The following is a 14,473-nucleotide window of genomic DNA, read 5'->3' as shown; positions in this document are numbered from 1 at the left end:
AGCTAAAAGCGATAGCTTGCTGAGACCTGCCATTCCCTGCCAGTCCCAGGCAGTTTATCCCCTACCGCAATATCGACATCTGATACGCGGTTAACACCCGCGGTATGAGCGGTATAGTACTTATCAAACGCATTTTGAAGCTGTGCCGACACGCTGAAAGCTTGTGTAAGTTGCCAGCGTGCGCCTATATGTATAAGCCCGTAACCTGATGTACTGCTTTCATTTTGGAGGGCAGACGTATGATTTTGCGCACCCGCTAAATGAGAAGTAACCGACAACATAAGCGGCGATTGCATTAGCTCGCTTTGCCACTCGATACGGGTAGTTAGTTGCTCGGGGGCAATGCGAAATAGCGCGTCGTCTATATCGTCACGGTTACCATGGCTAACACTGGCGGTTGAGGTTAACAACAAGTTATTCGATAGCTTAGCGTTAATAGTTACATCAGCTCCTTTAATAACAGCGTCAGTATTAGTCCATTGAAATGGTGTATCTGACCCCATCATGGTTGAGAACATAACTGCGGCTGCATTGCTGCTCGGTGTGCCAGCAATGTAGTCTTCTATGTCTTGGTAATAAAGCCGTGGTGAAACCGTCCAGTTGTTTTTGCTGTAAGTAACACCAAACTCAATTTGACGAGCAGTTTCCTTATCAAGTTCAAGGTTACCAATGTAATTGAGCCCGTCAGCCATGCCGCCTGTAATGCCTAACGGTAACCAGGTGTAACGTTCGTAATAGTTGGGCGCACGGTTTTTTTGTGAGATACCCGTAAATACTGTCATGGTTTCGCTTACGGGTACTTGAATAGTGGCTGCCGCATCTAGCATATTGTAGGTTTCACTACGTTCGGCATTGTTGAAGTTAGACGCTAGCATAGCCACCGCATCGTTCATCATCACCATGTTAGAGCCAATTGCATCAGCGTCCATATCAATTTGGGTATAACGAAGGCCCAGCAAGTAATCAGCGGTGTCGGTTGTTCGATGCCATTCGGTGAAACCACTGTAGGTATCGCGGGTAATATCGCTAAAGTTGTTGATATAAAATGCGCTGTTATTCGGGTTGGTGATAACAGAATTATTTCGGCTGTGTAAATGGCTAAAGCCTACTTCGAGTTCACCATCAAGGGCAGGTGTAATGTAAGTTGCCTCTACACCCTGCGCCACAGAATCGGCGTCGTTTTGTCTAGCCATGCTTGCCATTGAAATCGCGCGTTGGGAAGCATTATCCATGGCGTGTTGGTTGCTATTGCCAAACACGCTCATTTTCAACATACGCTCATCATCGGCTTGATATTGATAACCTAAGCGATACCACGCCGCGTCTATAAACGAAATATCCATTGCAAGCGCCGCAGTGCCGCTGTTGTTAGTGTTCAGTGTTTGGTAGCTGACATCTAGACTATGCTTGCCCCAACTATAGCCCGCGCGCAGTTTTCCGCCGTTTCTTTGGTACTGAGAATTAGGAATAGTTATGTTTGAGGCGGTATTGCTAGAACCAGCCTCGCGATCTTCGCGTTGCTGGTGGGTGAATGCGCCGGTAAAAAAGCCATTGTCTGCGCCATAAAACGCATTGGCTTGGTACTGCTGTGCATCGCCGGGAGAAAATGCACTGGCGCTGGCATTAAACTGCAGGCCGTTAGCTTGTGAAAATAAGTGCTGAGCGTCGGCACGAATGTCTAGCTTACCACCTAAGGTTTCAACCCCTGCACTTACCGGTACTATTCCGCGATACAGCACGGCCTGAAGCCCTGGTTCAGGTAACACGTGTGAAAGCGGGGAGTCCATGGAATTTGGACCTGCGCCCGCTATATCTACTCCATCAATAGTCACGCCGACTCTGTCACCATAAAGGCCACGATACTGGATTAGCCCAGTTACGGGGCCATTTCGCGAAATAGTCACGCCAGGTAGCGTGGCGAGTTGATCACCATAGTCAGCTTCGGTATTGGTAGAGGCTGAAACGGGCGCATTATTGGTGGCGGTGAGCGGTTCGCCAATAACGGTAATCACTTCTGTTGATGAAGTTTCTTGAGCATACAAAAAGGGGGATAAGCCAGCAGAACATACTGCTAGTGCAATGGCTGTTTTTTTCATAATTATTCCATTTCTAATTAAACAACGTCAGCGATAAAGCTGATTAAAGCGCGTTATAAGTAAAGTGTGATGGGAAAACTATGAAAGAGGTGGAGCGCGCGAGAGCGGAGCTGCGTAGGCGTATGCCGTGTAGGGTCGCTGTGCAATGGCAGTAGCTAGGTTGTTAAAGCGAACAAAGGTGATTAAAGGAAGTGAAAAGTCAGGAGCCGTAACCGCATTGGGTAAATCAGAAAGTAGACTGTTGGTACAGTCGATATGTTCTACCGGTACCTTGCTGATATCGACACTAACATAAACAAATTCACCGGCATGCTCAGTAGCGCTTAATGATATCCAGCGCATGGTACTGCCAGTACAAATGAGTTCTATATCGTTACTGCTGTCATTCAATTCAGTAGTCAGTTGCTGCGCCTTTTCCATTGTTACAGCCGCAAGCTTCAATGCCATCGCATTTTGCAATAGCAAGGTTAGGCAAACTAGCAGTGTAAATAATGACTTCAATGGCAAAGCGCTATTCTATTTCTACCGGAACTTACTTAATAATACGTTAAATATAGGATGTTGAAAGGGGTTTTTACCGCGTGTTATTTAATCTTTAGTCCTAACGCTTGAAGCTTACGGTACAAGGTTCGCTGGCTGATACCCAGTGCTATGGCAAGGGAATCTATACTGCCTTCATGTTTTGCTATTACCTCTTCTAGGTACTTAGCTTCAGCAGCTTCCAGAGTGAGAACACTTGCGCTGTTATGGGATGTGGGCTCGCAGACTAACTCGGGTAAGTCTGTGGGGTAAATAACATTTTCATCTGCCAATAAGTACGCTTGCTCCACAATATTCTTAAGCTCACGAATGTTACCTGGATAGGTATAGTGGCTTAGCACTTCAAGAGTGGATTTGTGTAAGCGTTTTTTCGAGGGGAGTTCATGCAACATGTGGCTGCACAGCATGGCAATATCGCTTTGACGCTCGCGAAGCGGCGGAAGGTGTATGGGGAAGCCCGCAATTCGGTAGTAGAGGTCTTGTCTAAATTCACCTTTTTCCACCAAGGACTTTAAGTCTTTATGGGTAGCGCATACTAAACGGAAATCGGCTTTTTTAACTTGAACGCTTCCAACTGGGCGGTAGGTTTGAGTTTCAAGCAACCGCAGTAACTTCACTTGCATGGTAAGAGGAACATCGCCAATTTCGTCAAAAAACAGCGTTCCACCTTGGGCGGCATCAACCAACCCCTTCTTGTTCGATTGCGCGCCTGTAAAAGCACCTTTCTCGTAGCCGAATAACTCCGATTCAAAAAGCGAATCAGCTAACCCAGTACACTCTATTACTACAAAAGGTTTTTCGGCGCGGTGGCTACTGGTATGCAGGGCATGAGAAACCAGCTCTTTACCTGTACCCGTTTCACCTTGAAGCAACACGGCTATATCGGATTTTGCGGCCCGATTAATTTTATTCAGCATCGCTTTAAAGGCGGCAGACTCACCTATCATTTTACCCTTAGTCGGGTAATTTGAGGCGAACGCGAGTTTATCTAATATTTCTAAGTAACCAAGCAGGTCGCCGTTAGCATCGTGAACCGGTCGCATGAGAATATCACAGTAGCTTTGACCGCTTTTTGTGGTGTGAATGTGAACCACACTTGCAGTGCGGCCGGTTTCTTTGCATTGTTGAATAGGGCAACTTTCACCGCATTGATCACAAGGCTTGGTATTACCGTGTGACACCTTAAAGCACTGGCTATTTCCCGGAATAATATCCACAGGATAGGTATTACGATAAGGCTGATTAACCGCTTCTATTACATATTGATGATTGATGAAAATAGCGGGTTTATCGATGGCGTCTATCATTGCTTGAACAATCGAGATATTCATGTAACAGCTTCACCTAGCAATACGGGCTGGGTATGCATGACGTATGCACACAATTCGAACCCACAAGATAACTAATCTAGGTTTAAGGTATCACATTGGCACGCGCCTTGTAGGTCTGTTGATGAACAAGTGTGTAACTTCAAACCCAACATATGTAGGTGGGTAACTCTCCGGTACGAGGAAAAAAAATGAAAATGACATTAACGGTTGGTGTAATAGGTGGATTACTTTTGTCAACTGGGCTGTCGGCCAAAACTCTGCAGCCGCAAGACAGCTTAGCGACACAACAGGAAACGGAAGCCGTCATACTAGCAGGACCCGAAGGCAAGTTAAATCAAGCACGTACCAATGCTAAAGCATTGGGTGGTGCTTTAAAAGCACGGCTGCAACAAGCGATAGCTAAGGGCGGTTTAGAAGAAGGTGTAGAAGCATGTTATGTGGCCGCTGGGCCTATCGCGCAAGCACTCAAGAAGGATGGTTGGACCGTGGGGCGCACCGCGCTGCGGGTGCGTAATCAAGACAACCAACCAGATGGATGGGAAGAAACCCAATTGCACGAGTTTGCAGATGCCTTATCTAAGCAATTGCCTATGCCGCTAGAGGCATCACGTTGGAATGAGGAAACCGGTGAATTACGCTATATGTCAGCGATTGTTACGGGGCAAGTGTGTACGGCTTGTCATGGCAATAACGTGGATCCTGCGGTGTTAGGTATTATTAGGGAAAAATACCCTGAAGACACCGCAACGGGCTTTGCGCCAGGAAGTTTAAGAGGTGCTTTTACACTTACCTATTCACCCGAATAGCCTTTTCTTTTTTCAAGGAAATGCAACGTGTCTTTACCGGCATCCGTTAACGGCACGCCATGCATTTTTTCCTGCATTCCCCACCTTTCCTGTAAACGCCCCACTCTCAAACCTTTCCGCTACTGCTCATATCACTTTTTTGTGTCAAAAATGGCACTGATTGACATTTTTGGCGCATTCTCCTCTCATCTTGTTTGAGGTGGATCAAGGCGGTAAATCCAACTTGATGGAATAATTGCGCCGCATGGTAGGGAATACAGGTGGTGATGGGCAATCGTGCCATAGCTGGCGCAAAGCTTGCTAAACCTCCTTCAGAAGTACAAGTCTTACGGTGCGGCCTTATTTTTAAGGTTATTGATTTAAAAGAATTTTAGCGGCTTGCCGTACTGTTTTTTAACTAGGGAGAAAACCCATGAGCGATACGTTAGTCGAGCTATCGCGGTGGCAATTTGCGCTAACTGCGATGTTCCACTTTATATTTGTGCCCTTAACCTTAGGGTTGAGTTTCATGCTTGCCATTATGGAATCCGTTTATGTAATGACAGGCAAAGAAATTTACAAACAAATGACTCAGTTTTGGGGCAAGTTGTTTGGTATTAACTTCGCCATTGGTGTGGCTACCGGGCTCACTATGGAGTTCCAATTCGGAATGAATTGGTCATACTATTCTCACTATGTTGGGGATATTTTTGGGGCACCGCTGGCTATTGAAGGTCTGATGGCGTTCTTCCTAGAATCTACTTTTGTTGGGCTGTTCTTCTTCGGCTGGGATAAAATGTCAAAGGGAAGGCATTTAATGACCACTTGGTTAGTGGCTATTGGCTCTAACTTCTCAGCACTATGGATCCTCATTGCCAACGGCTGGATGCAATACCCTATAGGGGCTGAATTCAATTTTGAAGCCATGCGCATGGAAATGACAAGCTTTGCTGAGGTTATCTTTAACCCGGTAGCACAAGTTAAGTTTGTGCATACTGTTTCAGCTGGTTACGTAACGGGGGCCATGTTTGTATTGGCTATTTCGAGTTACTACTTACTAAACCATAAGCATATTGCCTTCGCTCGACGTTCCTTTGCCATTGCTGCGAGTTTTGGCTTAGCGGCTACCTTGTCAGTTATTGTGCTTGGTGACGAAAGTGGCTACGAATTAGGAGAAGTGCAAAAAGTAAAATTGGCAGCGGTTGAAGCGGAATATGAGACCCATCCAGCACCTGCGCCTTTTACTGTATTTGGTATTCCTAATGATGACAAAGAAGAAACCGAATACGCACTTCAAATTCCTTGGGCGATGGGCATTATTGCTACTCGTTCACTTACTGAGGAAGTTAAAGGCTTAAAAGACATTAAAGCAGAAAACCGCTTACGTATTCTTGATGGTATTAAAGCGTACGGTTTGCTCGATAGTGTTCGAGATGGAACGGCTTCAGCAGAAGAACTCGCGCTGTTTGAGGCACACAAAGATAATATGGGTTACGCCATGTTGTTAGAGCCATTTACGGATGATGTAACACAGCCTTCTGAAGCAGCCTTACAAAAAGCAGTGGATTACAGTATTCCTCAAGTTGCCCCCTTATTTTGGAGTTTCCGCTTAATGGTGGCATCAGGCTTTATTATGTTAGCTGTGTTCTTAGCTGCCTTCTACTACAGCACCCAACATAAAATTACGCAGCCTCGCTGGTTATTAAAAGCTTCATTGTATAGCTTGCCGCTTCCTTGGGTGGCGTGTGAAGCCGGTTGGTTTGTGGCTGAGTTTGGTCGCCAGCCTTGGTCTATTGCAGAGATTTTACCGGTGCATGCGTCAACGTCTAATTTGTCTATCTCTGACATTGTCACTACGTTAGTCGCTTACTCAGCGTTTTACACTGTGATGTTCATTGTTGCCTTCTACTTAATGAAGAAATTTGCCAAAAAAGGGCCAGTGCCCCCTGAAGATAACCATAGTGATGAAGATGACGATTTAATCGACTTTGATGCAAAAGGAGCAAACGCATGATTGATTATGAATTTCTTCGCGTAGCCTGGTGGTGCCTTATTGGTGTGTTGTTGATTGGTTTCGCAGTAACCGATGGGTTCGATTTAGGTGTAGGTTCATTGCTGACCATTATTGGTAAAACAGACAAAGAACGTCGCGTAATGATTAATACCATTGGGCCGCATTGGGATGGAAACCAAGTGTGGTTCATTACGGCTGGTGGTGCCATTTTTGCAGCATGGCCGATGATTTATGCTACTGCTTTTTCTGGCTTTTACTTAGCCCTAGCACTAACGCTTATTGCGCTTTGGATGCGCCCAATTGGATTTGATTATCGCAGTAAATTGCCAAATGCTCAGTGGCGAAAAGCATGGGATTGGGCGTTATTTGCTGGCGGTTTCATCCCTGCGCTTATTTTTGGCGTGGCATTTGGTAACTTGTTATTAGGTGTGCCGTTTGAATTCGACAACACGCTTAAATCAACGTACACCGGCTCTTTCTTTGGGTTGCTTACCCCATTCGCTTTGTTGTCTGGGTTGTTGTCAGTGGCTATTTTACTTAATCACGGCGCAGCATGGTTACAAATGAAAACGGATGGTTTCATTGAATCTAGAGCACGTGTAACGTCGTTTATACTGAGCCTAGTGGCAGTAGTCTTATTCCTGATTGCCGGTGCGTGGGTAGCATTTGGGTTAGATGGTTTTGTTATTACCTCTACCGTAGATGCCTTAGCCACCTCGAATCCAATGAAAAAAGAAGTCGCTATTGAAGCGGGCGCATGGATGACGAACTACTCACGATATCCATGGATGATTATTGCGCCTGTTTTAGGTGTGGCAGCAGGGCTCGCATGTGCCATGTTTTCTCGCAAAGGAAACGCAGGGATGGCATTTGTTTCAAGTGCACTGCTGATTACTGGCGTTATATTAACTGCGGGCTTCTCAATGTTCCCGTTCTTGATGCCCAGTATCACTATGCCGGAAGCTAGCCTTACGGTATGGGATGCCACCTCTAGTCACTTAACCCTAAATATCATGTTTATTGTGGCTTGTATCTTTGTGCCTATCATCTTGTGCTATACCGCCTATGGCTACTATGTAATGCGTGGGCGAGTCAAAAATAGCGACTTAGATCAATCTCACACTATTTATTAAGGAGTAGCATATGTGGTATTTCACTTGGATCCTCGGCGTACTGCTAGCGTGTTCATTCGGTATTTTAAATGCCATGTGGCTAGAGTCTACCGAAGATATGGACCGCCCTGAAGACGCCGAATAGCTGATTTATTTAATGTTCACGGCGTAATATAAAACGTAAAAGGCAACGAGCTGGTGTATTCAACGCTCGTTGTCTTTAGTTTAACCGTTATTTTAACCAGCTATTTTAAAAGATAGGCAGTGCGATAAAGTCAATGAAAAAGTTAGACAGGCAGACATTTCAAGCTAAGTTTAATCAACTCGACAACACGCACAAGCTTGGCGCGCGCAGGCGGGTTTTGATCATCACTTTGGTGAAGTGTCTGTCTCTTTTTTCACTGATTATCGCTTTTTATTTTTTCGCTCATGCTATGCATGACTGGATAGTAGATACCCATAAAGCAAGCCAATTTCATATTGTAGGTTTATCTGTCGCGTTGTTTATTAGCTGGATAGCTCAAGGGTTGGTAAACACGCTTACGCTGTCATGTAAGAGTCAGTTGATGCAGGCTATGGAGCAAAAGTTACAACTTATTTTCGCCGAGCAACAGCACGCCCTCATTCGTCAACATTCACTTTTTTATTGGCAATCACTTTGGGTGAAGCATATTCGCTCTATTGCCAATTGGGCTTTCGATTACCGCGTACAGCAATATGTTGCAGTACTTGTCCCATTGATGGCGCTAGTCATTATTTTTTACGTTAACCCCGTAATAGGAATGGGGTTAGCTATAGCCCTTCCTATTGTTCCTTTATTTATGGTTATTGTTGGTAAAGGAGCCGCCAGCTTACATCGCAAGCATTTCGTGGCGCTTGAACGGCTAGGTGGGCTTTTTACCGATAGACTTAATGCACTGCCTTTAATGGCGAGTTATCGGGCTCACAATACGCAGATGCGTTTGCTTAATAACGCCAGCGAACAACTCAATAAACGCACCATGCGGGTGGTAGGCGTCGCGTTCTTATCATCGTCAGTATTAGATTTTTTTGCCACTTTATCGGTAGCCTTAGTTGCTGTCTTTATAGGTTTTTCACTGCTCGGCGAGCTTAACTTGGGGCCTGAAATTTCCTTACAGCAAGGGCTTTGGGTGTTACTAACGGTGCCGCTAATTTTAAGTGAAATGAAAAAACTGGGGCAGGTTTATCACCAAAAAGCTGAAGCTGAAGCGGCCAGCGAGTGTTTGTTTTCGTTGTTTGATACGTTGAACGACAATGTGTCTGTGAAGAAAGGGGAAGTGAGCAAAGGCGAAATGAAGAACAAACCATTTTCTGGGTTTGATGCGCAAAATTTCCGTGTATCCAATTTACTTAAAGCCGAGCACCTTAAGGTTGCTTTAGGAGAACATATTCGCCTAAATGGCGTTTCTGGAAGTGGTAAAACGGTATTGCTAGAGGCGTTAGCTGGCCATCGCAAAGCCTCTCACGGCTTTGACGGACATTGTGTCTGGGTGAGTCAAACTCCCGTTGTTTTACCTGGCAGCGTGAGAGAGAACCTCATACTTGATGCCCACTATAGCGATAGTGCGTTGTGCGAGGTGCTAAATTCAGTTGAGCTCGCTGATTGGCTTTCGTCGCTGCCTGATGGCCTCGATACTTTGATGACTGAGTACCCCAACCTTTCCGGTGGTGAAGCGCAACGGCTTGCGTTGGCTCGTGGTCTATTAAGAGATCCAGATATCTGGTTATTAGATGAACCCACCGCGCATATTCCCGATGAACAGCACCATCGTCTTTCGCAGCTTATTTCCCGTGTCACTCAAGGCAAGACTGTGATTTGGGCATCGCATAAGTTATTGCCCGCGCATTGGTTTGACGCGCATTGGCATATTGCAAACGGGGAGGTAACGGTGAAATGAAATACTTACCTTCAAAAGCAGCACCTGATTCATCAAAAGCGCCTTCGTCACTAACCGGGCAGACGTCAATGGCTGCGTATGGTGCTCTGGGTTTGGCCTTGCTTCATGGTATCGCGGGTCTGAGTATTCTTATCATATCATCTTGGTTTATTGCCATTAGCGCGATAGCACCTTTAGGGTTTAACTATGTTATTCCAGCGGTGGTCATAAGGGGGCTTGCGCTACTTCGAATTGCTAGTGGTTACACCACCATGTGGCTTGGTCACAACGATTTATTAACGCGCATTGCCAAAGCGCGCTTAGCCGTGTTTGAACAATTAGCGTCAAAGCGTCTTGAAAGCAAAGCATGGACAGTTGAAGCTCTCGCGAACCATACGGAGCAACTTGCATCAGCCTTTATTGCGTGGGTTTCGCCACTAGCCTCGGTTGCGCTGCTAATGACAGGGTTATTGTTCACTGGGTATCTCATGAATGTGCCGGGTTATGGTTTTTTCATAGCCCTAGCCATGCTGTGGTTGGTGATGAGTGTTATCACCACGCTTTGCGGGCTTAAAACCGTGGCTAAAACGGCGCAGGAAGAGCTTGAGTTTAGGCACCAAAGCGCAACGTTTTTTCAAGCAAGTAGTTTGTGGCACCTTAAATCGAAAACTTCGAAAGGCTTGTTTAATGCCCCCAGTACCCAACAGGCACAAGATGCGCAATTAAAAGAGCAGGCGCTAGTGTCCAGAGCCATGTGGCTTTTTCAAGGTGGCGTATTCAGTTTGGTTGTTCTGGTTGTTGTTAGTGCTAACTCAGCGGCTTATTTCGTTCCGCTCGCATTAATCACGCCTATGGTTCTGTTAGCAGCGCCAGACTGGGCAAACGCCACTTTTAGTAGTGTGGTTAAGTTCGCAAAGTGGCAACATAGCAAAGCAGAGCTACAAGCAATGCACACTCAGTCTTTACCTTTACTAAATGCGCATAAACCTAGGGTATCACTTTCATTAAAAGATTTTATCGCACAAGACAGAAACCTACCTACGGTCAATATGCAGTTTGAGGCTACAGGGCTTAGCGTGCTCAAGGGGTATTCAGGGTGCGGTAAGTCGAGCATTCTACAAGCCATATGTGGGCTAATTCCTTTTGAAGGGCGCCGCTCAATAGACAATGTTGCCACTGTGCAAGGCATGTTAGAAAAATGGATTTACGTTGAACAGCAACCCATTATTTTGGCAGGTACCATTAAACTGAACTTAGATCCTGCTGCCACTGGGATCAGTGAAGAGTCCATGCACGAAGTTTTAGCGCGTGTTGGTTTACAGCACCTTTCTGCGTTAACTGAATGGGTTGGTAAAGGAGGAAGGGCTTTATCAGGCGGTGAAAGTAAACGCTTAGCATTGGCCAGAGCCTTATTAGCAAAACCTGATGTGCTGTTAATCGATGAGCCCTTTGAAGGGCTAGATAGCGAAGCACAGCAGCGAGTCGCTGAGGTCATTAATGAGAGTGCGCTTTCGGGATTAGTTATCGTTGCTACTCATTTTGTTCCGGTGGCCCTGCAGCCTAATGCAGCGTTTACTCTGGATGAAAAAGGTGACCAAAGCAAATCCCATCATTCTCGTCAAAATCACAGTCATCAATACACGTATGGCGATGATGAATTACCTATAACTTCATCGGTCTACTCAACGCTAACGCCTAATGAGCAACAGCAACAAGCGCTAGCAGAACTGCAACGCCATGAACGCAACACGGTACTTGGTTTTAAGCCGCGATAAACTACACGGCGAGGCTTGATACGTATGCGGGCTATTATTTGTTAAGCCAAAAAGCGAACAAAAAAAGGCGCCTTAACGGCGCCTTAAACACACATGTTTAAATTGTCTTTAGAATCTAGCGCGAAGTTGCACGCCAAAGTAACGGTCTGCATCACGCGGGATTTGATAACGGAAGTTATCACCGCTGTAGGTCGTTACATAGCTTTCGTCAGTCAAGTTCTTACCAATAAGGCTGATGCGGTAGTCATCATCTTGGAACGAGAACGCCAAGCTTGCATTCACAATGGCATAGTCTGGTAACACAGCAGGATCGTTTTCCTCTGCAAACGCACCTGGTGCACCAACGAACATTTCGTCAGTGTAAACGTAAGAACCGTTTAAGATAATGTCCATGTTGTCCATCTCCCAAATGTACTCACCGGTTACTGAGTATTTAAGGTCTGGAGAGAAAGGTAAGTCTGCGCCAGAACTGCCAGTACAAGGGTTATCGATATCTGTATCGGTTATTGGGCATAAGAACTCATCCACTTCAGCATCTACTTTCGATAAACCACCGGTTAACGATAGGTTATCTGTTGCTTGCCACATGAAGTCAAACTCGAAACCTTGAGTAGTTACTGAGCCAGCATTGGTTAAGCGGGTAATAGTAACGCCATCTAGCAATTCTGAGTTATTCGCTTGGAAACCGTCGATATCTGTTCTAAAGATAGCGGCATTGAAGATAATGTCACGGCTGGCGTACTTATAACCTAGCTCGTAAGCATCCGAAGTTTCTTCACCAATAGGTAAGGTATCTGAGTCTGACATGTTGTAGAACACGTTAAACGCAGGGCCTTTATAGCCTTGTGAGAAGGTGAAATACGTCATGCTGTTATCAGTTAAGTCATACTGCACACCCAACTTGCCTGATACATTAGTTTCGTCAGTCTTGCCGCTGTAGTCAGTATCGAAGCTCCGTACACCTACACCAGTACGACTGTATTGATCATTACTGCTACGGTTGTGCGAGTAGCTTACTTCGTCATCGGTATAACGAATTCCAAATAGCAGGCGTAAATCGTCATTAATATGGTATTTACCATCAGCAAATAATGCCCAGTTATCAAACTGGGTTTCCATGTATGCCGTTGCGCTTACAATATCGTTTGAATTACAGCTAAGACCTTCATCAGCAATAAACTGGTTAACTTGATCGTCAGTTGGGTCAGCAATACCTAATGTGTCAGTTAAGTAAGCGCTGATAGCCTTAGGGAATTGTAAATCGTTATTTTGACAACTAGCATCACGGGTAAAATTACGCTCAGATTTTTGTGTCCACCAGAACGCGCCCACTTGATAATCGAATGCCTCACCCACAGGCGATGCAATACGGAATTCTTGTGACGTTTGCTTCCAGTTTTGTGCGCCAATATCGTGTAACTGGAACGGTTCGCCAAAAACAGGGAACGGACGTGTGCCCGCTGTTGAGGTGAAGTCACCTTCACGGAATTCAGTATTATCCCAATCACGGTAAGCAGTGATTGAAGTGAATTGGTGATCGCCAAACATGGTATCAACCTGCATAGAGAAACCCGTGGTTTCATCTAACGTACGAGTTTCAAAGTCATGGTCTATAAGGCGCTGTTCTAAATCTAAGTCGCCATCACCAGTACTGTTTGGTAGTGCTTCAGAATCAGGGTGACGGCCACTTGGTGAAAGTTCTAAATCGGCACAGCAGCTATCATCAGATTTCACGTTTTCAAAGATAAACAGAATGTCGGTGTCGTTACCCGCTTCCATATCAAGCATGGCGCGAACGCCTTCTTTGTCGTAGCCGTTAGTCATTTCGTTGTTATAAACGTTCTTGATATAGCCATCAAACTGGGATTTAAGTACGGTTAAGCTACCACGAACATTATCGTTTAATGCACCTGATACACTCGTTTTTAAGCGGTATTCATTGTCTTGAAACAGGCTTATTTCGGCTGTCCCTTCAAACTCATCAGTAGGGCGCTTGGTCGTGATATTTACCACACCCGCCGATGCATTCTTACCGAATAATGTACCCTGTGGGCCACGTAAAACTTCAATGCGCTCAAGGTCATATAAGTCAACAAACGCTTGACCGGCACGGCCTAACACAACGCCGTCTACTACGGTAGAGACACTCGGCTCAGCAGCCACACTAAATGAAATAGTTCCAATACCACGAACGGTAATGGCGGAGTTTCGTGTTGTATTGCCTTTACGGAAGCTGACCGATGGGACTAATGCTTGTAGACCTTCAATGTTGTTAGAAAATGCAGCGTTAATTTGATCTTCGCGTAAAACCGAAACCGCAACAGGCACTTCATTTAGGCTTTCCACTCGTTTTTGTGATGTAACTGTTATTTTTTCCAAGCCCTTTGGCTCGGCAGTTTCTGCTTCTTGCGCGCTGGCTGCAAAGCCAATAGTCATACAAGTACCAATGGCTAATGCCCGAGTAATACTTGAATGTAGTGTGCTAGGTCTTAGTAACATGGTGTTCTCCACGAATTCTCTTTTATGGGTTTTATCCAGTTTTATCTGCCGTGTGTCCGACGGTCTTTTCTTAGGTCTTATTAATTTTATATAAACTAGGTATTGCTCATTTGTCTTATATAAGACAGAAGATAGTCAAAATTTAACCAAAAAGTAAATCAATTGCAATCTTTTTGTTAATTAAGTTTTGGGGGTCTTTGAATTGTTATGCAAGTAAATGATTTTAGATTAACTGTTTGTTTTAATTGTCTTTATTTTGCTTCTTGCTGAGTTTTTCCAACTCATTAATAGTCGCTATATATTTTATTAATACAAGTTTATAACAATAAGGGTGCTGGTTTGTCTTGCATTAGACCGTTAAGTTTAGGGGCTGGTGAGTCGCGAAAGTAGGCAAGTCTAAAATTAACAGGTAATTCGGTTAAT

At 45.1% G+C, this 14,473-nt stretch carries 10 protein-coding genes; 6 read left to right on the top strand and 4 right to left on the bottom strand.

What is annotated here, in order from left to right; genetic code table 11:
* Window positions 1-2: 2 nt before the first annotated feature.
* The 3 genes from FLAVO9R_RS18905 to FLAVO9R_RS18895 all read right to left on the bottom strand — a co-directional run bounded on the left by FLAVO9R_RS18905 (window position 3) and on the right by FLAVO9R_RS18895 (window position 3,943).
* Window positions 3-2,096 carry a TonB-dependent receptor gene (locus tag FLAVO9R_RS18905; RefSeq protein WP_159533838.1) on the bottom strand — a complete coding sequence of 698 codons (2,094 nt, stop codon included), beginning with the start codon at window positions 2,094-2,096 and terminating at the stop codon, window positions 3-5.
* 78 nt (window positions 2,097-2,174) lie between these two features.
* Complete coding sequence (locus FLAVO9R_RS18900) at window positions 2,175-2,597, bottom strand: hypothetical protein (RefSeq protein ID WP_232370704.1); 423 nt, start codon at window positions 2,595-2,597, stop codon at window positions 2,175-2,177.
* A gap of 83 nt (window positions 2,598-2,680) precedes the next feature.
* Complete coding sequence (locus FLAVO9R_RS18895) at window positions 2,681-3,943, bottom strand: sigma-54 interaction domain-containing protein (protein ID WP_159534742.1); 1,263 nt, start codon at window positions 3,941-3,943, stop codon at window positions 2,681-2,683.
* Window positions 3,944-4,155: 212 nt separating this feature from the next.
* On the opposite strand from FLAVO9R_RS18895, the gene FLAVO9R_RS18890 reads away from it, so the two are divergent.
* The 6 genes from FLAVO9R_RS18890 to FLAVO9R_RS18865 all read left to right on the top strand — a co-directional run bounded on the left by FLAVO9R_RS18890 (window position 4,156) and on the right by FLAVO9R_RS18865 (window position 11,551).
* Window positions 4,156-4,773, top strand: coding sequence for a Tll0287-like domain-containing protein (locus FLAVO9R_RS18890; RefSeq protein WP_159533836.1), 618 nt, complete (start codon window positions 4,156-4,158; stop codon window positions 4,771-4,773).
* Between the two features lie 412 nt (window positions 4,774-5,185).
* Window positions 5,186-6,766 carry a cytochrome ubiquinol oxidase subunit I gene (locus tag FLAVO9R_RS18885; RefSeq protein ID WP_159533834.1) on the top strand — a complete coding sequence of 527 codons (1,581 nt, stop codon included), beginning with the start codon at window positions 5,186-5,188 and terminating at the stop codon, window positions 6,764-6,766.
* Window positions 6,763-7,899, top strand: coding sequence for a cytochrome d ubiquinol oxidase subunit II (cydB, locus tag FLAVO9R_RS18880; RefSeq protein ID WP_159533832.1), 1,137 nt, complete (start codon window positions 6,763-6,765; stop codon window positions 7,897-7,899). Before FLAVO9R_RS18885 ends, cydB begins: the two co-directional genes overlap by 4 nt.
* Before the next feature lie 10 nt (window positions 7,900-7,909).
* The gene (gene cydX, locus FLAVO9R_RS18875) at window positions 7,910-8,023 is read left to right on the top strand and encodes a cytochrome bd-I oxidase subunit CydX (protein WP_013786436.1); all 114 of its coding nucleotides are present in this window, start codon (window positions 7,910-7,912) and stop codon (window positions 8,021-8,023) included.
* 133 nt (window positions 8,024-8,156) lie between these two features.
* Window positions 8,157-9,797: an ABC transporter ATP-binding protein/permease gene (locus tag FLAVO9R_RS18870; protein ID WP_159533830.1), complete on the top strand. Its 1,641-nt coding sequence runs from the start codon at window positions 8,157-8,159 to the stop codon at window positions 9,795-9,797.
* Complete coding sequence (locus FLAVO9R_RS18865; RefSeq protein ID WP_159533828.1) at window positions 9,794-11,551, top strand: ATP-binding cassette domain-containing protein; 1,758 nt, start codon at window positions 9,794-9,796, stop codon at window positions 11,549-11,551. Before FLAVO9R_RS18870 ends, FLAVO9R_RS18865 begins: the two co-directional genes overlap by 4 nt.
* A gap of 108 nt (window positions 11,552-11,659) precedes the next feature.
* Here the strand turns inward: FLAVO9R_RS18865 and FLAVO9R_RS18860 are convergent, their stop codons facing one another.
* The gene (locus FLAVO9R_RS18860) at window positions 11,660-14,050 is read right to left on the bottom strand and encodes a TonB-dependent receptor (RefSeq protein ID WP_159533826.1); all 2,391 of its coding nucleotides are present in this window, start codon (window positions 14,048-14,050) and stop codon (window positions 11,660-11,662) included.
* Window positions 14,051-14,473 lie beyond the last annotated feature (423 nt).

The organism is Alteromonas sp. 38, assembly GCF_902506055.1.
GTDB classification, from domain to species: domain Bacteria; phylum Pseudomonadota; class Gammaproteobacteria; order Enterobacterales; family Alteromonadaceae; genus Alteromonas; species Alteromonas lipotrueae.
The sequence above is the reverse complement of the archived record's forward strand: the minus strand, read 5'-3'. Positions and strand labels throughout refer to the sequence as shown.